At 62.8% G+C, this 24,126-nt stretch carries 24 protein-coding genes and 1 riboswitch; of the genes, 11 read left to right on the top strand and 13 right to left on the bottom strand.

The window, feature by feature from the left end:
• Positions 1-270 precede the first annotated feature (270 nt).
• Positions 271-762 carry an HIT family protein gene (locus FHX14_RS24565; protein ID WP_184379263.1) on the top strand — a complete coding sequence of 164 codons (492 nt, stop codon included), beginning with the start codon at positions 271-273 and terminating at the stop codon, positions 760-762.
• Positions 763-784: 22 nt separating this feature from the next.
• Here the strand turns inward: FHX14_RS24565 and FHX14_RS24560 are convergent, their stop codons facing one another.
• The 5 genes from FHX14_RS24560 to blh all read right to left on the bottom strand — a co-directional run bounded on the left by FHX14_RS24560 (position 785) and on the right by blh (position 6,458).
• Complete coding sequence (locus tag FHX14_RS24560; RefSeq protein ID WP_184379261.1) at positions 785-1,348, bottom strand: hypothetical protein; 564 nt, start codon at positions 1,346-1,348, stop codon at positions 785-787.
• Between the two features lie 116 nt (positions 1,349-1,464).
• Positions 1,465-2,229 carry an ABC transporter ATP-binding protein gene (locus FHX14_RS24555; protein ID WP_184379259.1) on the bottom strand — a complete coding sequence of 255 codons (765 nt, stop codon included), beginning with the start codon at positions 2,227-2,229 and terminating at the stop codon, positions 1,465-1,467.
• Positions 2,226-3,266 carry an iron ABC transporter permease gene (locus tag FHX14_RS24550; RefSeq protein ID WP_184379257.1) on the bottom strand — a complete coding sequence of 347 codons (1,041 nt, stop codon included), beginning with the start codon at positions 3,264-3,266 and terminating at the stop codon, positions 2,226-2,228. Before FHX14_RS24550 ends, FHX14_RS24555 begins: the two co-directional genes overlap by 4 nt.
• The gene (locus tag FHX14_RS24545) at positions 3,263-4,279 is read right to left on the bottom strand and encodes an ABC transporter substrate-binding protein (RefSeq protein ID WP_184379255.1); all 1,017 of its coding nucleotides are present in this window, start codon (positions 4,277-4,279) and stop codon (positions 3,263-3,265) included. Before FHX14_RS24545 ends, FHX14_RS24550 begins: the two co-directional genes overlap by 4 nt.
• 172 nt (positions 4,280-4,451) lie before the next feature.
• Positions 4,452-4,707: riboswitch (cobalamin riboswitch) on the bottom strand.
• 470 nt (positions 4,708-5,177) lie between these two features.
• Positions 5,178-6,458 (bottom strand): bifunctional sulfur transferase/dioxygenase Blh, encoded by a 1,281-nt coding sequence (gene blh / locus FHX14_RS24540; protein WP_184379253.1) that lies wholly within the window; start codon positions 6,456-6,458, stop codon positions 5,178-5,180.
• Between the two features lie 499 nt (positions 6,459-6,957).
• On the opposite strand from blh, the gene FHX14_RS24535 reads away from it, so the two are divergent.
• Positions 6,958-7,488: a 2'-5' RNA ligase family protein gene (locus FHX14_RS24535; protein WP_184379251.1), complete on the top strand. Its 531-nt coding sequence runs from the start codon at positions 6,958-6,960 to the stop codon at positions 7,486-7,488.
• 98 nt (positions 7,489-7,586) lie between these two features.
• On the opposite strand, the gene ilvB is transcribed toward FHX14_RS24535, so the two are convergent.
• The 3 genes from ilvB to FHX14_RS24520 form a co-directional block, all read right to left on the bottom strand.
• Entirely contained in the window at positions 7,587-9,293 is a 1,707-nt protein-coding gene (gene ilvB, locus FHX14_RS24530) for a biosynthetic-type acetolactate synthase large subunit (protein WP_184379375.1), read from the bottom strand.
• A 364-nt stretch (positions 9,294-9,657) separates the two neighbouring features.
• Positions 9,658-10,101 (bottom strand): hypothetical protein, encoded by a 444-nt coding sequence (locus FHX14_RS24525; RefSeq protein ID WP_037073777.1) that lies wholly within the window; start codon positions 10,099-10,101, stop codon positions 9,658-9,660.
• A gap of 72 nt (positions 10,102-10,173) precedes the next feature.
• Positions 10,174-10,662, bottom strand: coding sequence for a hypothetical protein (locus FHX14_RS24520; RefSeq protein ID WP_184379249.1), 489 nt, complete (start codon positions 10,660-10,662; stop codon positions 10,174-10,176).
• A 148-nt stretch (positions 10,663-10,810) separates the two neighbouring features.
• Between FHX14_RS24520 and FHX14_RS24515 the strand changes: the two genes are divergently transcribed.
• The 3 genes from FHX14_RS24515 (at position 10,811) to ftsZ (ending at position 14,065) form a co-directional block, all read left to right on the top strand.
• The gene (locus tag FHX14_RS24515) at positions 10,811-11,479 is read left to right on the top strand and encodes a response regulator transcription factor (protein ID WP_012558100.1); all 669 of its coding nucleotides are present in this window, start codon (positions 10,811-10,813) and stop codon (positions 11,477-11,479) included.
• Complete coding sequence (locus tag FHX14_RS24510; protein ID WP_184379247.1) at positions 11,476-12,846, top strand: HAMP domain-containing sensor histidine kinase; 1,371 nt, start codon at positions 11,476-11,478, stop codon at positions 12,844-12,846. The genes FHX14_RS24515 and FHX14_RS24510 overlap by 4 nt, the downstream gene beginning before the upstream one ends.
• A 196-nt stretch (positions 12,847-13,042) precedes the next feature.
• Positions 13,043-14,065: a cell division protein FtsZ gene (gene ftsZ, locus FHX14_RS24505; protein WP_003593717.1), complete on the top strand. Its 1,023-nt coding sequence runs from the start codon at positions 13,043-13,045 to the stop codon at positions 14,063-14,065.
• Positions 14,066-14,133: 68 nt separating this feature from the next.
• Here the strand turns inward: ftsZ and FHX14_RS24500 are convergent, their stop codons facing one another.
• On the bottom strand, positions 14,134-15,660 hold the full coding sequence (locus tag FHX14_RS24500; RefSeq protein ID WP_184379245.1) for an Ig-like domain-containing protein: 1,527 nt from the start codon (positions 15,658-15,660) through the stop codon (positions 14,134-14,136).
• A gap of 541 nt (positions 15,661-16,201) precedes the next feature.
• Positions 16,202-17,026 (bottom strand): helix-turn-helix transcriptional regulator, encoded by an 825-nt coding sequence (locus FHX14_RS24495; RefSeq protein WP_184379243.1) that lies wholly within the window; start codon positions 17,024-17,026, stop codon positions 16,202-16,204.
• A 91-nt stretch (positions 17,027-17,117) separates the two neighbouring features.
• Here FHX14_RS24495 and FHX14_RS24490 point away from each other — a divergent pair, with 91 nt between their 5' ends.
• From FHX14_RS24490 to FHX14_RS24480, 3 genes are all read left to right on the top strand, one after another.
• Positions 17,118-18,008 carry an SDR family oxidoreductase gene (locus FHX14_RS24490; protein ID WP_184379241.1) on the top strand — a complete coding sequence of 297 codons (891 nt, stop codon included), beginning with the start codon at positions 17,118-17,120 and terminating at the stop codon, positions 18,006-18,008.
• Between the two features lie 217 nt (positions 18,009-18,225).
• Entirely contained in the window at positions 18,226-18,399 is a 174-nt protein-coding gene (locus FHX14_RS24485) for a hypothetical protein (protein ID WP_003593709.1), read from the top strand.
• A 315-nt stretch (positions 18,400-18,714) separates the two neighbouring features.
• Positions 18,715-19,653: a hypothetical protein gene (locus FHX14_RS24480; RefSeq protein ID WP_184379239.1), complete on the top strand. Its 939-nt coding sequence runs from the start codon at positions 18,715-18,717 to the stop codon at positions 19,651-19,653.
• A gap of 52 nt (positions 19,654-19,705) precedes the next feature.
• On the opposite strand, the gene FHX14_RS24475 is transcribed toward FHX14_RS24480, so the two are convergent.
• The 3 genes from FHX14_RS24475 to FHX14_RS24465 all read right to left on the bottom strand — a co-directional run bounded on the left by FHX14_RS24475 (position 19,706) and on the right by FHX14_RS24465 (position 21,419).
• Positions 19,706-20,149 (bottom strand): SRPBCC family protein, encoded by a 444-nt coding sequence (locus tag FHX14_RS24475; RefSeq protein WP_054183381.1) that lies wholly within the window; start codon positions 20,147-20,149, stop codon positions 19,706-19,708.
• 111 nt (positions 20,150-20,260) lie between these two features.
• On the bottom strand, positions 20,261-20,674 hold the full coding sequence (locus tag FHX14_RS24470; RefSeq protein WP_003593706.1) for a GFA family protein: 414 nt from the start codon (positions 20,672-20,674) through the stop codon (positions 20,261-20,263).
• Between the two features lie 52 nt (positions 20,675-20,726).
• On the bottom strand, positions 20,727-21,419 hold the full coding sequence (locus tag FHX14_RS24465) for a type 1 glutamine amidotransferase domain-containing protein (protein ID WP_184379237.1): 693 nt from the start codon (positions 21,417-21,419) through the stop codon (positions 20,727-20,729).
• A 247-nt stretch (positions 21,420-21,666) separates the two neighbouring features.
• Between FHX14_RS24465 and FHX14_RS24460 the strand changes: the two genes are divergently transcribed.
• The 3 genes from FHX14_RS24460 (at position 21,667) to FHX14_RS24450 (ending at position 24,093) form a co-directional block, all read left to right on the top strand.
• The gene (locus FHX14_RS24460) at positions 21,667-22,668 is read left to right on the top strand and encodes a LacI family DNA-binding transcriptional regulator (protein ID WP_184379235.1); all 1,002 of its coding nucleotides are present in this window, start codon (positions 21,667-21,669) and stop codon (positions 22,666-22,668) included.
• Positions 22,669-22,750: 82 nt separating this feature from the next.
• Positions 22,751-23,785, top strand: coding sequence for a sterol desaturase family protein (locus FHX14_RS24455; RefSeq protein WP_184379232.1), 1,035 nt, complete (start codon positions 22,751-22,753; stop codon positions 23,783-23,785).
• Positions 23,782-24,093, top strand: a complete 312-nt coding sequence (locus tag FHX14_RS24450; RefSeq protein WP_003593701.1) for a MocE family 2Fe-2S type ferredoxin — start codon at positions 23,782-23,784, stop codon at positions 24,091-24,093. Before FHX14_RS24455 ends, FHX14_RS24450 begins: the two co-directional genes overlap by 4 nt.
• The last annotated feature ends 33 nt before the right edge of the window (positions 24,094-24,126 follow it).

Below are 24,126 nucleotides of genomic sequence, written 5' to 3'. Positions count from 1 at the left end.
GAGCTTTGCGCCTTGTCGTTCGCGGAGGGTCCGCTTGCGGGTCGGAACCAGATAGCCGTTGCCGGCGACGATCTCAACCCATGCTTGGCGCATTTCACTTCAGCGCCGCCCTGCCGCTCGCCACCCATTCGTCTTCATTGGGTTTGCGAGTGACACCGCGAAGCCGAGAACGAGTCACGGTCGATCTCCAGGATCGCCGTTGCAGCCCTCGCAAAACTGCCTATTCTCCGGCGTCGAAATGTTCCTTTGCGAAAGCGAAAGAGGCGGCGCTTGCAAATTCCTCCGCAGTTTCATGTTGCCGAGACCGCGGGATGGCTGGTGAACCACCGGATGAACTCCGCCCTTCCCGGCTATCTCATGATCAGTTGCAAGACCGACACGACCGACCTTTCGGATTTGTCCGAAATGGCGTTGGGCGAATTCGGCCCATTGCTTGCAAGAACGCAGAAGGCGCTGAAACAGGACCTGAATGCTCAGCGCGTCTATATCGGCCGATACGGGCACTCGCCCGGTTATCCGATCCATTTTCACGTCATCCCGATATATGACTGGGTGGAAGAGTTGTTCTGGAAGGACAGCCGGTATCGTCTGCTCGAGAAGTTTGCAGAAGGACCGGGAGAAACCGCAACGGACGGCGCGGAGCTGACGCTGTTCGTCTGGCGCGAGTTCTGTGAACGCGCAGTGCCGCCACCGGCCCAAGGGCCATCGGTCTTAGAGGTCATTGCGTTACTGCGGGAGGTAATGCGGTTTCCGGCGCCTTGATTTCGTGCATCGAGTCAACCGCCTAAGGCAACGCCGGTCCCGGCTGACTTGCAACAAGCGCACGGCCGGCCGCCGCGCCGGCATGAAGGCAGATAAGGCCGATCGCGGCCAGAGAATTGATCAGCAGGACATTCGCCACCACAGACGCCGAAAACGCTCCCTCGCCTGACGGAAGCACGGCCGTCGCGGCAAAGAGCACGCCTTCATAGGCAACGAAGCCGGCCATGAAGGCGCCAGCCGCGGCGACGCTGAGGCCGGCGGCAAGGCGAAGCACGCCGAGCGCTGCGGCCAGGGATGCGAATGCCGCAATACCGATCGCCAGACCCCAGGCATAGCTGTCCCAAGTCTGGGGATAGCCGAGCACGAGATAGCCGACCATCTGGTTGGCGAGCCAGGCCAGCAGAACCGCCGTCAGCGCCATGCGCCGGGGAAGAATGACCGCCGATACCGCCGCCAGGGCCACGAAGGGCGTGACGCAGGCAAAAACCAGGCTGAGAGCGACACTTGTACCTGAAATGATGACGACCCAGGCGACGGCGAAGCCGGGGATGACGGGGCGCAGGGGAAACTGATTTCGTTCGAGCATCTCGAAACTCCGTTCGACCGGGGCGGCGCATACGCCCCGAGAAATCATACGCCAGTCCATGAAAAAGGCCAGTGAGGTCATATCTCCTCCTTGAGATCGACAGTCCCGGCCGTTCCTCAATCCATCACGTATTGGATATGATGCCGGCCATGCACGGCCGATTTCTGGACATGGGCGCGTACCCCGAACACCCGGCCGATCATCTCCTCCGTCAGCACCTGCTCCGGCGCGCCCGAGGCGACGACCTCGCCTTTCTGAAGCACCGCCAGGCTGTCGCAGAACATCGCCGCCAGGTTGAGATCGTGCAGCGCGACGATGCAGGTGATGCCGAGCTTCGAGATCAGTTGGAGAATGTCGAGCTGGTGCTGGATATCGAGATGGTTGGTCGGCTCGTCGAGCAGCAGCTCGCTCGGCGTCTGCGCCAGCGATCGCGCAATATGGACACGCTGGCGCTCGCCGCCCGACAGCGTCTGCCAGAGCTGGCCCGCCCTCGCCTGCATGTCGACTCGCACCAGCGCTTCCTCGACGGCGGCATCGTCCTCCGCGCCGAAGGGCGCAAGCAACCCGCGATGCGGCGTGCGGCCGAGCCGCACCACGTCGCGCACGGTCAGCTGCGTATCGGTCGTCGACTGCTGCTCGACGAAAGCGATGCGTCGGGCAAGGGCTGCGCGCGACAGCGAAGCGATATCGTCGTCGCCCAGCCGGATGACGCCGCTGCGGACCTTGCGCAGCCGGCAGATCAGCCTCAGCAGGCTCGATTTGCCGGACCCATTCGGCCCGAGCAGACCGAGAACCTTGCCCTTTGTCACCGTCAGGCTGACGCCGTTGACGATGACCGTATCGCCGGCGGCGAAACTCACCGCGTCGATGGTAATGCTCATGCGCTCCTCCGCACGCGATAGAGGATGACGGCGAAGGCCGGTGCGCCGAAGAGCGCCGTGACGACGCCGATCGGCAAGACCTGCTGCGGGATGATGATGCGCGAGACGATATCGGCGCCGACCATGTAGATCGCGCCGCCGAGCGCCGTTGCCGGCAGCAGCCGCCGATGGCCCGGCCCGACGAGGAAGCGGGCGGCATGCGGAATGACCAGGCCGACGAAGCCGATCGAGCCCACCACGCTGACGACGCTTGCCGTCATCGCCGCCGTCAGGCCGAACAGCAGGATCTGGACGCGGCGCACGGCAATGCCGAGCGAGGCGGCTGCATCCGTGCCGAAGGCGAAGGCGTCGAGCGCCCTGACATGGGCCATGCAGATGACGAAACCTGTGAGCGCGATCGGCACCGAGAGATAGACATCCGGCCAGCGCACACCGCTGAGCGACCCCAGAAGCCAGAACAGGATGCCGCGCGCCTGCTCGGCATTCGCCGATGTCGTCACGATGTAGGAGGTCAGCGCATTGAAGAGCTGCGAGCCGGCGACGCCGCACAGGATGATGCGCTCGCCGGTTCCCCCCACACCCGTCGCCAGGAAGCCGACCAGCAGAAAGGCGATGACCGCGCCGATAAAGGCGCCGCCGGACAGGCCGAAAACACCGTAGCCGAGGCCGAGGATCATCACGCAGACGGCTCCGGTCGAGGCGCCGGCGGAGATGCCGAGTACATAGGGTTCGGCCAGTGGATTGCGCAGCAGCGCCTGCAGCACGGCGCCGCAGAGCGAGAGCGACGCGCCGGCGCTGGCTGCAACCAGCGCCCGGCTCAAGCGATAATCCCAGACGATGCCCTGGTGGATGCGGCTGAGCTCGAACTGCGTGCCGAACAGCCGGTTGGAGACCGCCTCCGCCGTCGTCGCCAGCGGGATCGCGATCTCGCCGATCGAAACGGCAAGGCTGATCATCAGTCCGAGAAGGAGAAGGGCTGAAATGGTGAGCGCGGCAAGCGCCCACCATCCTTGTTGCCTGACCGACACTGCCTTCACTGCGACAGGCCGAAGGATTTGATGCCGTTCGCCAAGGTCTCGATGCCGTCGATCGTGCGGATCGTCGGGTTCATCGATTGCGCGTCCATCATCACGAAGTGCTTGTTCCTGACGGCATCGAGTTCCTTGGTCACGGGGTCGTTCTCGAGAAAATCGATCTTGACCTTCGGATCGTCGGCGGCGTAGCGGCGCCGGTCCATGGTGGCGAGCACGATGACGGCCGGGTTCGCCTGGGCGATGGTTTCCCAGCCGACCAGCGGCCATTCCTCTTCGGTCGTGACGACATTCCTGGCGCCGATCGCCTTCAGGATATAGGCAGGCGCGCTGTTCTTGCCGGCGATGAAGGCATCGCCGTTGACTTCCTTGCTGGAGAACCAGAAGACGATAGGCAGGTTCTTGCCCGATGCGCCGGATATCGATGCGACGGCATCCGCCTCGCGCTTCTTCAACTTGGAAATCAGCGCATCGCCGCGCTCCTTCACGTCGAAGATCTCCGAGAGCTCGGCGATCTCACGGTAGACCAGCTCCATCGTGAACAGCTCCTTGCGCACACCGTCGCCGCCATCGGTGTTGACCTTGGCGACGCAATCGGCCGGCGCGAGATAGGTATTGATCCCGAGATCCTGGAACTGCTCCCGCTTGCCGACGGAGCCCTGTGCGCCGACATGCCATTCGAACTCGGCCGCCACCAGGTCGGGCTCCTGTCCGACGACGGATTCGAAGCTCGGATCATTGTCGGCGAGACGCTTTATCTTGCTGTTGGCCCCGGCATATTGCGGCAGGACGGGACCGACCCAGACGGCCGTGCCGGCGATCTTGTCGGCAAGGCCGAGCGAGAAAAGAATTTCGGTCATGCCCTGGCCGATCGAAACGATCTTCGACGGCGCTTTCTGGAAAGTCACCTGCTCACCGCAATTGGTGATGGTCAAAGGATAATGGGTGGCGGCAAGGCTCGGTGCCGCAAGGCCGATCAGCCCGAAGGCAAATGTCATGGTTGCGAGAATCTGGCGCATGGAAACCTCGATTGAAGGGAAAAAGCACGGTTATGCCGCACGCGCGGCCGAAGACACGCTGACGCGCGCGCTAGCCGCAGGAGGCCCAATCGAGACGGATGCATGCCGGAATTCGGCGAAGGTTCAGAAGGTCAATCATGTCTGTTCCTTATCCGGGCATCCCCGCCCGGTTGATTGGATCGTGATTGACGGCAGGTCTCCTGGCTTGCGGATATCCGTCTTTCATCCGCCTTCCCGCGATATATCGCAGTGGCGAGGCTATCAGCCCTTCAGAGATGGCCAGTCGCTGGCCACTTCTGAGATGATCGACAATCCGCATACAGTTGCGGGGGCAGCCACGGTCTCGGTCCCTACTGGGTCGTCCTCACCGTGTTCCCTATTAATCCCCTTGGAGTCATCTTCAGGGAACCGTCGCCCCCAGTTACGTTGCCGGCCCGCGCGACGTCAATGATTATTGCGGAGGATTGAGTTTGGGTGGGTGAAAAATGGAGATGGAACGTGGGAGGGCTGGTGGCCGGCGTGATGCCAGCATCCTCGCCTCCTCAGGATAAGGCTCTCTTCAGCGTTGGCGCCGCTTTCTCCCGTTCCGGGGCGCGGCATCCGCCAACGTCCCTCATGCTGAGGTGCGCAGCCCGAGAGGGCGAAGCCTCGAAGCACGCCGCAACGCTGCTCCTTGCTACAGACGCATCCAGCTCTGCAAATGGAGCACCCGCCTCGTCCTTCGAGGCTTCGGCCAATGGCCTACACACCTCAGGATGAGGCTCTCTTGGGCGCCGCCGCTGCATCCCTCAAAGCTGGCCATGAGGGCGCGGCATCCGCCAACGTCCCTCATGCTGAGGTGCGCAGCCCGGGAGGGCGAAGCCTCGAAGCACGTGCCGCAGCGCTGCTCCCTGCGTTCCTACAACGCATCCAGCGGGATCTTCAGATACCGCCGCCCATTTCCCTCCGGCTCCGGCAATCTGCCTCCCCGAATATTCACCTGCAGCGCGTGCAGCATCAGCTTCGGTTTCGGCAGCGTACGGTCTCGCGCCTGGCGCAGCGCCACAAAGCCGGCCTCATCGATGCCCGATATATGCGGATTGGCGCCCTTCTGGGCGGTCACCGTGCTTTCCCAGCGGGGATGGCGACCGCCAGGCTGATAGTCGTGGCCGGAAAAGAGCCGGGTCTCCTCGGGCAGCGACAGGATGGCCTGGATCGAGTGCCAGAGGGCGCTGGCGCTGCCGCCGGGAAAATCCGTGCGCGCCGTGCCGGAATCCGGCGTAAATACGGTGTCGTGCACGAAGGCGGCGTCACCGATCACATAGGTTACCGAGGCAAGCGTATGGCCGGGCGAGAACATCACACGGGCTTTAAGCCCGCCGATCTCGAAAGTGTCGCCCTCGGCAAACAGCCGGTCCCATTGCGAGCCGTCGGTTTCGAGTGCCGGCCAGTTGTAGATCTCCTTCCAGAGCAGCTGGACCTCGGTGACATGGGCGCCGATCGCCGTCGGCGCGCCGGTCTTTCCTTTGAGGTAGTGCGCGGCGGAGAAATGATCGGCATGTGGATGCGTGTCGAGGATCCACTCGACCGTCAACCCTTCGCTGTCGATATGCGCGAGGATGGCGTCGGCATTGGTCGTTCCCGTCGCACCCGACATCTCGTCGAAATCGAGCACCGGATCAATGATGGCGCAGCGTTTCGTTACCGGGTCCGAAACGACATATTGCACACTGCAGGTGCGGGGTTCGAAGAAGGCCTTCACGACAGCCGCCTGCCCTGCCCGCTTTTCCAGCCAGCGGCGTGCGCCGGCAAGATCGAAGCCGAGGTTTTGACCGAAGGCCTCGACGTCCCCGGACTGCATCCGCCCGTCGAGCACCTCTCCCAGCGTATAGAGCGTCAGTGCCCGTGTGCCGCTCTTGCAATGAGCGACGACCGGCCCCTTCGCTTGCATCATCGCCCTCTGGAAGGCGCGGATATCGGCCTCGGTAATCTCGGGCCCTTTCACCGGCACGAAGCTGTAGGCGAGCCCCGCGGCGGCGGCGGAAGCCTTTTCCGCCGCATCGCCCGGCTGCCCCGGCTCCTCGCCATCCGGCCGGGCATTGATGACGCCCGCAAAACCGTCTGCCGCAAAAGCAGCAAAACCGGCGGCATCGGGCTGCCCCGCCACCGATATCAGCTCATTGACCCTTACGGATGTCATCGAAGCCCCCGCGCTGCCTGCATCGGCAGTATCGCATGTATATCGGTACAATCTCACAAGTATATTGCCGAGCGCAAGAATAGTCGCTTGGCGCCGCTCCCCGCGCCTGCAACCGTGCCTTCGCCAGCCCGCCTGCCGCCTGGCAGGCGATGGCGCGGGAATAGAGCATGAGGGGATCAGGCATCGGGTCGACAGACGCCAACGTCCAAAAGAGCCTCATCCTTATACGTTGCCGTTGCTGTATAATGCGGCTGTGCGGCGGGGATGCGTGTCATCCCTGGGTTTTTAACTCGCACCTCAGCGAGCATTCCGTCGCCATGTCTTCGCTCGAACGGTTGGTTGGGCCTTGAGCCCGCGTTGCAAGGAGGAGCACCATTATCCCTTGCGCCAGCCCGATATTCAGCAATGCCGGCCGCCGCCATGCTCCTTCCTGGCCGCTCGACATCGGCAACGATATCGGCCTAAGGTCCAGGCGCGATGGACTGGATAACGCTCGCAAATGCCTTACGGGATCAGCCTCAAATGTCTGAACGAGACCGCATCGCCGGTTTTCAAACTCTGGGATCAAGCAGCGGCATTCGAAGAGACGGCTTCGATGCGGGCTTTGAATTATCCTCCGCACCTCACCCTCGCAGTTTATCAGGCGTTTGATGCAGATCGATTGGGCGAGGCGCTCGAAGGTATTTTCTGGACGCGCCCCACCGTGACCGTAGCCTTTTCGGGCATCGGCTATTTTCAGAACGACTTTCTCGTTCTCTGGGCGCGCCCGATCCCAGACGGCGCTCTTCTCCAACTGCACGCGGCTCTCCATCGAAAGATTGATCCTACCTTCTGTCATGAGCACTATCGACCCGGCAATTGGGCGCCCCACTGCACCATTGCAGCGAAAGTGCCGAAGGCGAAATCAGCGGCCGCGATCAAATGGGCGAACGAAAACAGCATGCAGTTCTCGGTAAATTTCGACGCCGCCGATTGTGTCCGGTTTCCGCCTGTTGAGATATTGAGCGAGATCAGGTTGGCGCAGCGATGATGCTGCCGGCGCAAGGCTACATTGTCGGCCTGATGGTTCGACGCCAGTCGCAGAATCCACCGCTGCGACTGACATCCTCAAACCATGCTCCAAAGCCGCTAGACGCGCCACTCCCCATCAGCATCGGCTGACGCGGCAAACTGCGCGACGCCAACGTCGCCGGACAGCAGCATCTCCTTGCGCGCCCGGCCCGCCCCGATCGTCGGCAGGCGATCGGCGAGTGCGGCGACGCGGCAATCGAACAGAACGGGCATGTTCACCTCGATCATCTCCAGGATCGCATCGTCGAGTTCGGCCGGCCTCTCACAGCGAATGCCGTGTCCGCCATAGGCTTCCGCCAGTTTCACGAAATCCGGATTTCCGTGCTGCCGAACCGCTCCCTGATCGCCATTATTGAGAATGAAGATCTTGATCGGCGCGTTGTGCTGCACGGCGGCCGACATTTCCTTCATGGTCATCTGCACGGAGGCATCGCCGGCTATGTCGAGGCTGCCGGGATTGGCGATCTGCACGCCGAGGGCGGCGGGCAGCCCGTATCCCATCGTCCCCAGGCCGCCTGATATCATCCAGCGGTTCGGCTGCTCGAAGCCGTAATATTGCGCCGCCCAGATCTGATGCCGGCCGACCTCCGTCGTGATGTAGGTATCCCGATCCTTCGTCAGTTCGTAAAGCCGCTCGATGGCATATTGCGGCATGATGACGTCCTCGCGCATCGCATAGGAAAACGATCGCCGTGCGCGCCAGCCTGCAATCATGCTCCACCACTCGGCCAATCTCGCCCGGTCCGGCGCCCGCTGAAGCGCCCGCCAAAGACGAACGAGCTCGGAAAGCACGTCGCCCGCATCGCCCCGGATACCGATATCGGCGCGTACAGTCTTGTTGAGCGAGGCAGCATCGATATCGATCTGAATCTTCCGGGAATTCGGTGAAAAACCATCGACGTCGGCGGCAAGCCCGCCGTCGAAGCGCGCGCCGATGCAGAGCATAAGGTCGCAGTCCTGCATCGCCATGTTGGCCTCATGGGAGCCGTGAAGCCCGGCCATCTTCAGCCAGTTCGGACTGGAAGCCGGATAGGCGCCGAGCCCCATCAGCGTCGACGTGACGGGAAAGCCGGTGAGATCGACCAGCTCGCGCAACCGATTTACCGCTTCGGGGCCGGAATTGATGATGCCGCCGCCCGCGCAGATAACCGGCCTGCGTGCCGTTGCCATCAGAGCGATCGCAGCCTCGATCTCCCTCATGCCGCAGCTGTGGTCCGGCTGGTAGCTCGGTCTCGGGGCGACAGCCTCAGGCGGTGCATAGCTGCCGCTTGCAAACAGCACGTCTTTGGGCATGTCGACCAGAACGGGTCCGGGCCGGCCTGACCCGGCGATGCGAAAGGCCTCGTGGATGACCGCCGCGAGCTCATTGACGTCGTTGACCAGCCGATTGTGTTTCGTGCAGGCTCGGGTGATGCCGACGGTATCGCATTCCTGAAACGCATCGGACCCGATCAGCGTCGTCGGCACCTGGCCGGACAGGCAGACGAGCGGCACGGAATCCATCAAGGCATCCTGAAGCGGCGTGATCGCGTTGGTAACGCCGGGTCCAGAGGTCACCAGCATGACGCCGACCTTGCCCGTCGAGCGGGCGTAGCCCTCGGCGGCATGGCCGGCTCCCTGTTCATGGCGGACCAGAATGTGTCTGATGTCTTCCTGCTGGAAAAGCTCGTCGTAGATCGGCAGCACGGCTGCGCCGGGGTAGCCGAATATATGCTTGACGCCATTGTCTCTCAGCGCCTGGAGAACGATTTCCGCGCCGGTCATCTGCGCGCGCGGGGTGTCGATGGAATGACGGGGTCTCATGGTTCCGTTCCTTGATCAGTATGACGATGTGTGGAAAGTCCGACGAGGCGCCCGCCCCGGATTCAGGGCATAAAAAAAGGCCCCGTCAGGAGCCTGCTTACCGCGCATGGGTGCTTTCGCCGGATGGCTACACCATCCTGCCCATGCGCCCGATCACCACTGCCAGAACCATTGCGATTTTCATGGCGTCACAGCTAAAGCCAAATCGGGCCGCCGTCAATGCTTGCGGAGGACGGTGGCCTTCATCAATCTGCAAACCGCCCGCCAGAGAACGGCGGACGGTTGCAATGTCGTGCGGCGTCCCGCTATGCCAGGATATGCAAGCCTAGTTCTGGCCCTGCAGGCGATCCATCACCTGGAGCAGGAGATCGGCGCAGGCCTTCATCGGTTCGTCCTCGGCGCATTTCAGATCGATCCTGGTGTCGCCATCCTCGATCCGGAAATGGGCGGCCTTGGACGGCGGCGGCGGTGGCGGGCGATGGCCACGGAAACCACGGAAGCCTCTGTCGTCACGGAAGCCCATATCGTCTCTCGAACGATGCCACCGATCATCGGGGCGATCTCCCGGCCGCGCATCCGGCTCGCCCATCATCCGCTCGTCATCAGCGGAAGCCGACGGATTCGTTGGCGGCGGCGGCGGTGGCGGTGGCGAGGCCGGGTCGACCGCAGCGGGTGGGGTCGCGGCGGGCGGCGGGGTGGGCGGTTGTTGGGCGAAGGCGGCGCCGGCGAGTGCGGCAAGAGCAAGGCCTGATAGGAGAAATCTTTGCATGGGAATTGTTCCTTTGCCGGAATTGAGAAGCACGTCTGTAAACACCGCAGCGCGGCTATGGTTCATGGACCGTCAAGGCCTGTGATCGAAATCCTCAAATCGTCTATGCGGCGGACCTTTCGGCGGACGCAGCGCTTCGGTTCGTCCGTCCTGGCGAACGAGGTAGCTCGCATGCACGAAGCCGTCGTCGAAGCGTCCCTGGACCGTGACGGCTTCGTCACGGCTGACGAGAGTGCCGCCCTCGCCGGCCCGGCCGGTTTCAACAAGCGCCTTGCCGCTGTCATCCTGCAGCACGAACTTATTGCCGTAGATCTCGGCGACCTTGCCTTTGATCGTCACGAGGCTCGATGCCGGCATGGCCGAAATCGCCACCGGCGTCAGCGGCGCCATTTCCGGCGTGGGACGCATCATCTTGACAGCACCGGCGCCCCCGGCAGCCCCGATGACCAGCGCCACGGCGGCGGCGATGATGGGAAGCGCCAGCCGACGCCGGCGCTGTCCTGGCGGGACGGGCATGGCTGCGCCCTCGGTCTGCACGTTGTCATGGTCTTCATTCGGCATATATCTGCTCCTTGCATCAGTCGTTGCCGCACTCTAGCCGCCCCATCCCCTCGCCCGCCTGAACCTCTCCGTTCAGATTGAGTTAAGCTCGGCCCGATAGTTTTGGCCCGTCCCCGGAGATGCCCAGCCTTGAGGAAAGCCCTGCCCCATGCGCGTATTGCTCGTCGAAGATGACGAAGACCTCAGCGGCCGGATCGCCGCCGTGCTGCGATCGGAAAACTTCGTGGTCGATATCGCTCGCAACGGCGAGGACGCTCTCCATGCAGGCCTGACCGAACTCTTCGATGTCGCGATCCTTGACCTCGGCCTGCCGAAGATCGATGGCGTCAGCGTGCTGAAGGAGTGGCGCGAGGGCAGCCGCAACCTGCCGGTTCTGGTGCTGACGGCGCGCGACGGCTGGCCAGACAAGGTCGCAAGCTTCAAGGCCGGCGCCGATGATTTCCTCGCCAAGCCCTTCAAGGTGGAAGAACTGGTGTTGCGCCTGCGCGCCCTGGTGCGCCGGGCGGCCGGCCACGCCGCCGCGCGGCTGACCTGCGGCGCGCTGGTCTTCGATGCCCAGCTCGGCACCTTCGAACTCGACGGCCTGCCGCTGAAGTTGACGGCGTTGGAATGGCGGGTGCTCTCCTGCCTGATGCTGCGCAAGGAGATGATCGTCGACCGGCGGGAGCTGACCGAGCGCGTCTATGACGGCGATGCCGAGGTCGACTCCAATTCCATCGAAGTGATCATCGCCCGGCTGCGCAAGAAGCTTGGCGGCGACCGCATCGAGACGGTGCGCGGCCGAGGCTATATGCTGACGGCGGCAGCGGCGCCATGAAGGCTCCGTTGTTCAAGCCGAGATCGATCGCCGGCCGGCTGCTGATGTTCTCGGGCATCTTCGTGACGCTGGCGCTCGTTGTAGCCGCGATCGTGCTCTGGCTGGCGCTGAAGACTGTGGTGCGCGAGCAGGTCGATCAGCGTCTCGACACCCAGATCGGCGCCCTTGCCGGCGCCGTGACGCGCGACGCGGCGGGAAGGATTGCTCTCTCCGCGCCGCTCGATGCACCGCCCTTCGATCGCCCCTCCTCCGGCTGGTATTGGCAGATCGACGATGGAGAGCAACGCCTGACCTCCCGCTCCCTGATGAACGGCACGATCGATGCGCCGCCGCCACGGCAGGATCTGCGCCATATGCTGATGGGCATGCCGACATCCGGCACGGGCGGCGATCGTGGAAGAGGGCCGCTTTACCTTCGCCAAGCCGTCCGCAGCATTGACGGCATGACGCTGACGATCACCGCGACTGCGCCGATGATCGCCCTTGTCGGCCCGGCGCTACGCGCGCTCTTCTGGCTGGTTCCCTGCATGCTGCTGCTGGGGCTTGTGCTGATGGCGGGCACCCTCTGGCAAATCCGCTTTGGCTTGCGGCCACTGGCATCCATGGCGGCCAATATCGACGCCATCAACCGGGGAGAACGCGCCCGCCTGCCGGAGGAAACAAGCGCCGAGCTTGCGCCACTGTCGTTGAAAACCAATGCACTGCTGGCCGCCAGCGAAGAGCGGCTCGCGGCAACACGCATGCAGTTCGCAAACCTCGCCCATGGCCTGAAGACGCCGGTGGCGAGCCTGCTGCTGGCGCTCGACGAGCAAAACGATCCCAAGGGCGCATTGCGGGGCCTCGCCGCCCGGATCGACAACAGGATCAAGCACCACCTCGCCGCTGCCCGTCGGGTGATGGCCTCGTCGAACAATGTTGCCAGCACCGATCTGGCAGCCTCGGTCGCCGATCTGCATCGGGCGATCGGCCAGATCTACGCCGAGCGCAGCATTGCCTTCGACACCGATATCGCCGACCGCCTGTGGGTCGCCTGCGACGAAAGCGATGTCGAGGAAATGCTCGGGAACCTGATCGACAACGCCTTCAAATGGGCCACCTCGCGCGTCACCGTCCGCGCCCGCCGCGACGGCCCGACCGCCCGGATCACGATCGAAGACGACGGCCCGGGCATCCCTCCTGATCGCCTCGCCGCCGTCATGCAGCCCGGCGTCCGGGAAGACGAAACCGTCCCCGGCAACGGCTTCGGCCTGAGTATCGTCAACGAGCTTGCCGGGCTCTACGGCGGGTCGCTGGTACTGGAGGCGAACGATGCGGCGGGATTGCGGTGTGTGTTGTGTCTGCCGGTGACGGTAGGAGCGGCAGGATAGGGTTCAAGGCGTAATCGTCACCGCTCGACATGACGCTCTCTCCCTCAAATCCACAAGCAAACCCGTTTCTCCCTGGCAGCCGCTCTCGCCGAGATGTCTTTCGCCTCGCCTCCGCCTTGTTGGGCGGCTATCCTAAGCGCCGATTCGCTATCCGCGACGAGGGCGTGGCGTGAACGAAGCATCAAAGGAGAGCGCGATGACGGACGCCAAGGGCGGCATTTCGGGACTGCGGCCGCACATTACTGTGATCGGCGTCGGTGGTGGTGGTGGCAATGCGATCAACAATATGATCGCGGAAAACCTGGCAGGCGTCGAATTCGTCGCCGCAAACACGGATGCGCAGGTGCTCGCCACCTCCAAGGCGACGCGCCGTATCCAGCTCGGCGCCAATGTGACCGAGGGTCTCGGCGCCGGTTCCCTGCCGGAGGTCGGCCATGCGGCGGCCGAGGAATCGATCGATGAGATCATGGATCACCTGGCCGGCTCGCACATGTGCTTCGTCACCGCCGGCATGGGCGGCGGAACAGGCACGGGAGCAGCACCCGTCATCGCCCGCGCCGCACGTGCGGCCGGCATCCTGACGGTCGGCGTCGTCACCAAACCCTTTACCTTCGAAGGCAACCGCCGCATGAGAATGGCGGAAATCGGCATCGAGGCGCTTCGCCAGGCCGCCGATACGGTCATCGTCATCCCCAACCAGAACCTCTTCCGCATCGCCGATGCGAAAACCACGTTCGCCGATGCCTTCATGACGGCCGACCGCGTGCTCTATGCCGGCGTTGGCTGCATCACCGATCTCATCGTCAAGGAAGGCCTGATCAACCTCGATTTTGCCGACGTGAAGTCGGTCATGCGCGGCATGGGCCGCGCCATGATGGGCACTGGCGAAGCCTCCGGTGAAAGCCGCGCGATGAAGGCGGCGGAAGCGGCAATTGCCAACCCGCTGCTCGACGATATTTCGATGAAGGGCGCCAGGGGCGTGCTGATCTCGATCTCCGGCGGTTCGGATATGACGCTGTTCGAAGTCGACGAAGCGGCAAGCCGCATTCGCGACGAGGTCCAGGAAGACGCCGACATCGTCGTCGGCGCCATCTTCGACCGCAGCCTTGACGGCAGGTTCCGCGTCTCGGTCGTGGCGACCGGCCTGGAAGGCGGCGCCATGCCCGCCTCCGCCTCTCAGCCAGCCGCAGAGCAAATCCAGACGCGCACGCTGCAGTAGCGCCGCCGCTGTTGACCAGACGTCGCCCGGTACAAACGAACGGGGCGACGCCATACGGTTAAGGCCCGTCAGGCGAACAATATGTCCGAGATGTTGTGCACGACGGAGATTTCGTCGGTCTGAGAGTTGGTGATGTAGATCGAATCCGCCGCAGCGTCATACGCCACGTTGGTGGTGGAGTCGTCTCCTGATATGGCGATGTTGACATCGATTGCTGTCTTGACCCCGGTTTCGAAATCGAATGCCGTGCCGATATGCTCGCTGCCGAAGGAATCGCCGAAGAAGAACGTGCCGTCGACGGCAAAGCCGTATCCCAGCCCACCGGCAGCGAAAGTCTTGGATTCGATCGGGTTCAGCGTGTCGGGATCGATTTTGGAGACCTGCCAGGTCGCATCATCGATGCGGCCGACAACGTAGATGCCTGTGGAATCCTGCATCGTATTGACGGCCGTGAATCCACCCCAGTCGAACGTACCCGCGCCATTCTCGCCGATAAGGCCGGGGATCGGGTCGCCTTGCTGATCGAGCGATCCGTCTGCGGCATCCCATTTTGCGAGATAGGTCTGATCGGGGAAAGGACCTTCGCCTCTGGCCTCGTTGGTTCTTCCGATGATCTCGCCGCCGCGGACTGCAAAATAGGTTCCACTGATGTCATATTCGCCACGGTCATATTCGCCGAGAGAGATGGCGCCGCTGGCGTTGTCGGCTTCAAATGCGGCGGCGTTGTCGTAAATATACACCATGGAATCATCCGGGAAACCATGGCCGGAGCTGACGTAAAACTTGCCCGTTTGGTGATCGACCGCGACCCCCTGGAGTTCGTAATGGTCCAGGAAGGGGCGCACCACATCCGCCTGTGCCTCGACATGATTGGTGTTCAACGGCTTGCCGTCCGTCACGCCGTCGACGGTCAGCGAGATCACGCCGGCATCCGCGTGACCGGCGCCGTCGGAGACCTTGTAATATTGGAGCTTCTCCGTGACATGCTCGCCGTCATCGAGACCCGCCTTCACGGCCGGATCGAGATTGTAGGTGAAGCTTCCGTCCGCCGAGAAATGGAAGGTGCCGAATTCGCCGGCGACGTCGGTCGTCTGCCCCTGGCCAGTTCCGACATTCGTGCCCTCGACCGAACGCAGGAAGAGTGTGCCGGCCTCTCCGGCGTGATCATTGGCAAGCACGTTGCCGGCGATCTCACTGCCTTCGCGGAAGGAGAAGGTGTCGTCGACCGCGACCGGCGGGCTGGTGACCCCGTGAATATCAAGCGTGAAATGGCCGACATCCGTATTGCCGGCGCCATCGGAGATCTTGTAGCCGATCGTCTCGGTCAGCGTCATTCCATCGACGAAACCCGCCTTGGCGACGTCGCTCAACGTATAGGTATAGGAGCCGTCAGCCTTGACGTGGAACGTCCCATGCTCACCCTCGATATCGGTGACCTGCCCACTCTGCTTGGCGAGAATCCTCTCGCCGTCGAAGAAGTTGAGAAACATATTGCCGTTGGCCGCCGCTATATCGTTATCCAGCAGATTGCCTGAGATAAAGTCGCTCTCGTAGACGGTATGGGAGTCATCGACCGCCACGGGTTTTGCAAACACTGGATATCTCCTTCAAGATCCATTCGCCTTCGTCGATCGGGAGGAAACAGCCATTGCAGGGTAAGGTCAAATGATTTTCTAGCTGAGGTGGTATTTTAGTGATTTACAATTTCGTCACATCAGCCGGGCCGAAGATCAAGAAAGCCTCATCCTGAGAGCCTGTGAATCTATCGATTTTTTGATTTTTCGATGCGAGTTAAATCAATAACTTAGCGCTCGTAAAAACGACGAAAGATTCATAGGCTCTGAGGTGTGGAAGCCGAAGGCTGAAGCCTGGAAGGACGAGGCGGGTGCGCCGGCGCTCCACGCCCGCAAGAAGCAACGTTTCGGCGCGTGCTTCGAGGCTCCGCCCTCTCGGGCTGCGCGCCTCAGCATGAGGGGCGCTGGGGAATGCCGCGCCCGCAACAACAGCAGTCGGAGGATGGACGCCAACGCCCAAGAAAGCCTCATCCAGAGGTGCGCAGGCCGAAGGCCGGAGCCTCGAAGGACGAGGCGGGTGCGCATCGCATCAGGCCCCGCACTTAGAAGCCGACTAGCGTTCTCACCCCACCAGACCCCTGATCTTCTCCGCATCCTCCATCGTCGCCGGATTGTACACCACCATGCTGAGATCCGGCCGGCCATCCACCTGGAAGGCGGAATATTCGAAGGAGAGCAGTCCGAGCACCGGATGCTTGATGTGTTTGACGCCCTCGCCATGGGTGCGGACATCGTTGTCGCGCCACATCGCCAGGAATTCCGGGCTCTTGCGGCAGAGTTCCTCGACCAAGGGCTCGACCTCGGCCGCAGCACCCGCGCGGGCCGCGTCCACCCGGAAGGCGGCGACGACGAAGCGGGCGACGCTTTCCCAGTCGTATTGGGCGGCGCGCACGCGCGGATCGAGGAAGATGAAGCGCAGCACGTTGCGTTCTTCCGGCGGCAGTGCGCCGTAGTCGGTCAGCAGCACGGTTGCCGCCCGGTTCCAGGCAATCACGTCCCAGATGGCGTTGCGGATCAGCGCCGGGCTCGGGTCCAGTGCATCGAGCACGCCCTGCAGCCTGGGCGTCACCCCGTCTTGCCTGCAGTAGCGCACCTCGGGCGGGCGGCCGAGGCCGATGAGGAAAAGATGCTCGCGCTCGATATCGGTCAGCATCAGCGCCCGCGAAATCCGGTCGAGCACGTCGGCCGACGGCGCGCCGCCGCGCCCCTGCTCCAGCCAGGTGTACCAGATGGGGCTGATATTGGCACGGCCTGCCACCTCCTCGCGGCGCAGCCCCGGCGTGCGGCGACGCTCGCCGGCAAAGCCGAGCGCGGCCGGATCAAGCTTGGCACGGCGGTCCTTGAGATAGGCGCCCAGCCGGTTTTCAGAAGTGACGAATTCGCTCATCCTGTTAGTCATTATACCATGATAATGTCACTACTTTACCATGATAGCAGGACGGTCGATATCTGTCTCCAGCAAAACAGGAGAGGTTGACATGCGCGTATTCGTAACCGGAGCAACCGGCTGGGTTGGCTCGGCCGTCGTCAGTGAATTGATCGCTGGCGGACACCAGGTGCTCGGCCTCACCCGCTCCGAAAAAGGAGCTGAGGAATTGGCGGCCGCCGGCGCAGCGGTCCATCGCGGCACGCTCGAGGATGTGGAGAACCTGAAGCGCGGCGCCGCCGAGGCCGATGGCGTCATCCACACGGGCTTCAACCACGACTTCTCGAAATTCGCCGAAAACTGCGCCCTCGACCGTCGCGCTATCGACGCGGTCGGCGAAGCACTTCAGGGCTCCGGCCGTCCGCTGCTGGTCACATCAGGCCTCGGCCATGCGCCGGGCCGCATCGGCACCGAGAAGGATCCGCCCATGCCGACCTCCGAGACCTACCCTCGCGCCTCCGAAATCACCGCGGTATCGCTTGTGGCGCGCGGGGTGCGCGCCTCCACCGTCCGGCTTCCGCCGTCGGTGCATGGCCACGGCGATCACGGTTTCGTGCCGATCCTGATCGATTTCGCCCGGCGCACGGGTGTTTCCGCCTATATCGGCGAAGGGCAGAACCGCTGGCCGGCGGTGCACAGGCTCGATGCCGCCCGTCTCTATCGGCTGGCGCTGGAGCGCGGCGCGGTGGGCGGCCCCTTCCTCGCGGTCGCCGAGGAGGGCGTGCCGTTCCGGAAGATCGCCGAGGTGATCGGGCAGCGGCTCAATGTTCCGGTGGTCTCGAAGTCCCGCGAGGAAGCGGTTGAGCATTTCGGCTGGTTCGCGATGTTTGCGGGCTTCAACGTGCCAACGTCGAGCGAGCGCACCCGCGCACTCCTCAACTGGCAGCCCACCCAGCCGGACCTGCTCGCTGATATCGACCACCCGGCTTATTTCGGTGGTTAAGACGCCGCCCCCCGAGAGCCTCATCCTGAGGTGCCCCGCAAGGGGCCTAGAAGGACGAGGCGGGCGCGCCATTAGGGGATGCCGCCGATCTTGCAGAAATGACCCCTACCGCATCCACCCCTCATTCATATCGGCGGGATCGTCCCGCAGAAAATATGGAACAGTGTCGTGCCTCATCGGTTGTCCCGAGGTCGCAACCTCAAACAGGGAGCCGAAAATGAGCAAGACCAACGTCCGTGAGCTACAGAAACGCGCCGAACAGCAGGTCAAAAACACCAGCGCCGGCGGCCACCTCGGCGGCACATATTTCGGTCAGCAGCCCGACGGCAAAACTGCCTCGGACAGCAGCAACGACAGCGCCAAGGCGCGGCCGAACGACGGGAGCAATTGAGCGGCGCGTGCCGCCCGCTTACGTGGTGGCGATATCCCTGCTAACTGTTGTCGGGAGATCCACGTTTCCTTCCTCATTTCTGTTCTTGGGCTTTGACCCAAGGACAGAGATGAGGATTCTGGGTGAGCGTTTTCTGTCAAATCTTCTACAGGCATGCACACGCCGCAACGCCAGCCGGTATCGCCAGCCGCGCGTTCGCCTGGCCCGTACCCACACCATCCCCACTCGTCATTGAACGGCAACGCCTCTGCCCTACCTTCTGCTCGCGGCCGGCTGGCCGGGGGATACGAACTGGGGCGAAGGCGGAGGGGCGACGTGACATCCTATTCGATCGACGATGCGATCCGGGAGCTTGCTCCGGTACTCGGCAAGGCGCCGGCGGGTGCAGTCAGGGCCGAATGGACCGCCACCACCCTGCAGGCCGGCCATTCCTCCCGCACCGGCGGTTATGTCGATGCCGAGGGCAAGCATATCACTCAGGATTCCACCCAATCGTTCGGCATTATCGAGGAGGTCGTCGAAAAGCTCGATGCGGCCGCAACGGAGCGGTTCAACACGGTGGTGATCCGCTGGAAAAAACCGAGATTTCCCTTGATGCGGGCGCAGCTGACCCTCGAAACCACCTATGACCAATCGATCGTTCCGCGTGGTCCCGACGATCCGATTTACGAGGCTTCCGCCGCCGCGCGGCGCGCCTTCTGGCAGAGCCGCGGCCTAGTGCAAGAGGGTTTTGCCGTCGAGCGTGCGACGGCCAATATCTATAACCAGACGAAATGGTTCGGCCCGCACCGCCGCATCCTCGCCATCCATGCGCCGGAAATGCTGACGCTTGCCACCGACGGACTGTCGACCCCATGGGCCGGCATATCCGATCAGGAGAACGGTGTCGAATGCGAGCTTTTCATGGAATTCAACGCTGCGACAATGGATGCGGAGGAGATCGGCAATTGGGGCAACTTGCTGATCAGCATCGGCGACCTCGTGGCCGACGGGCATCGCGTCGCCCGCGATGTCGACAAGCACGGCGCCATCCTGTTCTGCCGGCTGACCGATGACTACCGCCCGATGACTCGGATCATGCTCAGCCGCGACCCCGACCGGATCGACGGCCTGCCTTTCGGCGCCGCGCCGCTGATCCGCGCGACGCCGATCGCCGAAGCCGAGATCGAAGGGCATGACCTTTCAGAAGAGTGGGGAGCCACCGCAGCGCGTGCGGCGCTGGCCAAACGCGGCATCCTCCGGCAGCCCACCTGAGGGCTCTCTTGGGCCGCCGGCGTAAAGCCCCGGCAGCCCTGGCGCAATCGCGCTATTCCTGGATATCGGGCTCGATCACCCTGGCGAGGTTTTTCAGAGACTCCTGCCAGCCGAGATAACAAGCCTCCGGCGGGATGAGGTCGGGCACGCCTGCTTGGGTGATATCAACCTCGGTACCGACCGAGACCTTTTTCAGCGTCACAGTGACTTCCATTTCGCCCGGCAGGTTCGGATCGTCGAACTTGTCGGTGTAGCGGACGCGTTCGCCGGGGACGAGCTCGCGAAATTCGCCGCCGAAGGCATGGCTGTTGCCGGTGGTGAAGTTGCGGAACGACATTCTGAACGTGCCGCCGACGACCGGCTCCAAATGATGCACGGTGCACAGAAAGCCGTTCGGCGGCAGCCACTTGGCAAGCGCATCCGCCTCGATGAAGGCGCGATAGACCTTGTCCGGGCTGGTCGCGAAGACGCGATGCAGGCGTATGGTGTTCGGCATGGTGATGATCCCTTGTGGTGGAATGAACGCGCTAAGGACGGACAAGCCTTCGCCGATCCGACACGGGATCGATCTTTTCTTCAAGAAAAATCGCTTGGCGCCGTGCAGCCGTCAGCTCGGCATGCCTTCGAACTGCGGAAGGTGGAGGGGCGTTGCCCAAGCCAGCCGCCGTTTGGTGAACATCTCGACGCCGGGCTGTATCAGCTCAGGCCGATCCAGGCTGCCAAGGGTGACGAAGACCAGACCAGGAAAGCTTTCGAGGTTGCTGCTGAACAACCGTGCACCGCAATCGGCGCAGAAGTTGCGATCGAGCCCCTTGCCGGAATCGGCGATGTAGTGAAACGCCTTGGCTTTGCCGGCAGTCAGGGTGAAATCATCCTGCGGCACGGCAAAGAAGGTGGCCGCCTCGCCGCCCGAGGCTTTCTTGCAATCCAGACAATGGCAGTCCGCGACGAAGGTCGGATCTGTGTCGAAGCCGAATTGCACCGCGCCGCAAGCACATTTTCCCGTATATTTCCTACCCATGCCGGGGTCCTTCATCCGTTTCAAGATCGGCGGCGGAGCTCGCCCCTACGCCTCAGGCCGCATCCTGCTTGCCCAGCGCATGCAGCAACAGGCGTGCGGCCTGCTTCGACGAGGCCGGGTTCTGCCCGGTAATCAGCTGATCGTCCTGGACGACATGCACCGCCCAGTCTTCCGTCGTCGAAAACTTCGCCCCCTGCTCTCTCAGCACGTCTTCGAGCAGGTAGGGCACGATCTCGACCAGCTGCACGGCAGCCTCCTCGGAATTGGTAAAGCCGGTCACCGTTCGACCCTTAGCGATCGGCCCGCCGTCCGGAGCCTTGACCTTGGTCAGGATCCCCGGCGCGTGACAGACGAGCGCCAGCGGTTTTCCCGCAGCAAGCGTCTCCTCGATCAACGTGTGGGCGTTGCGGTCGTTCGTCAGATCCCAGAGCGGGCCATGGCCGCCGGGGAAGAATACGGTGTCGTAATCGGCCTGGTCTATGTCGGACAGTTTCAGCGTGTTGGCAAGCGCAGCCGTTGCCGACGGATCGCGTTCAAACCGTCGCGTGTCTTCGGTTTGAAACGCCGGCTCGTTGCTCTTCGGATCAAGCGGAGGCTGACCGCCTTTGGGCGAAGCGAGCACGACCTCGGCCCCGGCATCACGGAAGACGAAATAAGGGGCGGCGAGCTCCTCTAGCCAGAAGCCGGTCTTCTTTCCGGTATTTCCCAGCTGATCATGCGATGTGAGAACCATGAGAATTTTCATTGCCCAGCTCCTTCGGCCGGCCGGAGGACAAACTCTCCCGCGTCCGGTTTAACGGTGAAATACTGCCTGCAATCTCATGCTGAATTGGCAGAAATCATAGATCGACTGCACCCGCGATACAAGCTCTCCCTTCCGCCATTGGTATCGGCCAATCAGCTTCTGTGACTTCTGAGGCTCGGGTGTATGAAGAAGGACGGATTGGCCATAGGATCGATCGACCGCATTCGCCATTCCAGGGACCTGAAAAGTGAGCAAGCCGAATTATCGGGACATCGCCCGCCATGCCGGCGTCGGGACGGCCACGGTCGAGCGGGTCCTGAACGGACGCGGGGGCGTGCGCCCGGAACTGGTCGAGAAGGTGATCATTGCCGCGCGTGCGCTGGATTATCCCCGCACGCTCCCGGACACCCATCGCGGCCTGCTGCGCATAGAGGTGTTGATGGTCCGTCCGGAAACGACCTTCTATCAGCGGCTCTCCGCAGCATTCGAGAGGATCGCGGCGACCCTCGACCCGTTGGTCATCGTACATCGCAGTTTTACCGAAGAGATGAAGCCGGAAGAAATCGCGCGCCGCATCTTGTCGGCCGGCCTGCGGCGCGCCGGCCTGATCTTGGCGGTGCCCAACCACCCGCTGATCGGCGCGGCCGTCGAGAAGGTCAGCGCCCAAGGCTTGCCGGTGGTCCACGTCGTCACCCGCGCCTCGGAACGGACAGGCGAATTCGTCGGCATCGACAATTATGCCGCCGGCCGGACGGCAGCGCTCTTCATCAGCCGAATGGCACGCCGGACCGGTCCCGTCTTTGCGATCTGCCATCCGATCTATCAGGTGCACCGCGACCGCATCCGCGGTTTTTCGGACTATTTTCTCGAGCATCCCGGCGCCACCAGCTTCCAATATCTGGGCTTCGGTCTCGACGAAGAGCATCTCGGCGCTGAACTCCTGTCCTCGGCCTTGCGGATGTATCCGGACCTTGCCGGCCTCTATAATGCCGGCGGCGGCAATTCGGCGCTGATCGCTGTGCTGCGGCGGCATGCGCGCGAACGCGGCATCTTCTTCGTCGGGCACGAGCTCACAGATTATACGCGCAGCGCCTTGCAGGACGGTATCATGGATGTAGTCCTCGACCAGGCGCCCGAGGCGCAGGCCAGGCGATCGCTCGATCTGATCCTGCGCCACATTGGCTTGACCGATATCAAACCGGACCAGGCACCGATCCGTTTTATTACCATCACCAAGGAAGGGCTTTGATCTAATCAGATCAAGGAAGGCTTCGGCATTCACCGGCGTCCCTGCTAATCAGCAGAGAGATGCGGGGGCGGAGGAGATGCCAATGGATGATCTGAAATTCGGCAAGCGCAACAAGCGCGGCGACTGGGCGCCGGACCAGCCGGTGGAGACTGCGCCGCTTTTCGCCTTTCCGCCGCGGCTGGTGGCGGTCCTGAAATGGCTGCCGCATTACTTCTTTCCCTGGAACCTGATTTTCGCGGTCTCTGCGCTCGCCTATTGGGCCTGGGTCATTCCGCCCGTGGAGACGATGACATCATTCAGGATTGGCTGGATCGCATGGCTCTATGCGGTGAACGCCGTCGCGGTCTTCCTATTCTACGGCGCCTTCGAACTGCATCTCTACGTGTTGAAGCGGCAGGAAAACCGCTTCAAGTACAATGGCAAGTTCCCGGCCGACCAGAGGAGCAACGCCTTCTGGTTCGAGCGCCAGAACCTCGACAACATGCTGCGCACTTTCCTGTCAGGCGTGACGATCTGGACCGCCGTCGAGGTGGGCATGCTCTGGGCCTATGCCAATGGCTACGCGCCGTGGCTGAGTTTTGCGGAAAACCCATGGACGCTGGCGCTCGTCGCGCTCGTGGTGCCGATCATTCACGAGTTCCACTTTTTCTGCATACACCGGCTGATCCACACGCCTTTGCTCTACAAATCGGTGCACTCGGTGCATCACAATTCGGTGAACCCCTCGCCCTGGTCGTCGCTGTCGATGCATCCGATCGAGCATCTGCTCTATTTCGGAACGGCGTTCTACCATCTGTTCCTGCCCTCCAACCCGATCCTCATGCTCTACCAGCTGCATTATGCCGGTTTCGGGGCAATTCCCGGCCATGTCGGCTTCGACAAGGTCGAGATCGGTAAGGAGCAACTGGTCGATAGCCACGCCTATGCGCATTACCTCCACCACAAATATTTCGAGGTGAACTACGGCGACGCCCTGATCCCGCTCGATAAATGGTTCGGCACCTGGCACGACGGCTCGCCCGAGGGCGAAGCGCAGATGCAGGAGCGCTACCGCAGGCGGAAGGAAAAACTCGCGGCCCGCAAGGCCCGCCTGGAAGTCGGGGGAGCCGCCGAATGACCTGGGTTTCAGCTGGCAAACTCGACGACATCGAACAGGAAGGCGCCATCCGCTTCGACCATGGCGGGCGCACCTATGCGATCTACCGTGGCCCGGATGACAGCGTCTACTGCACCGCCGGCCTCTGCACCCACGAGGCAATCCATCTCGCCGACGGATTGGTCATGGATTTCGAGGTGGAATGTCCGAAACATTCCGGCGCCTTCGACTATCGCACCGGCGAGGCCCTCAGGCTTCCCGCCTGCGAAAATCTGAAAACCTATCCGGCAGAGGTGATCGACGGAGAGGTTCGCGTGGCTCTGGCTTGATGCATGTCGCCCAGACCTGCGCAGCGCTTCAGG

It is taken from the genome of Rhizobium sp. BK619, from assembly GCF_014195245.1.
Classification (GTDB): domain Bacteria; phylum Pseudomonadota; class Alphaproteobacteria; order Rhizobiales; family Rhizobiaceae; genus Rhizobium; species Rhizobium acidisoli.
Note: the sequence above shows the minus strand (reverse complement) of the source record. Positions and strands in the feature narration are given on the sequence as shown.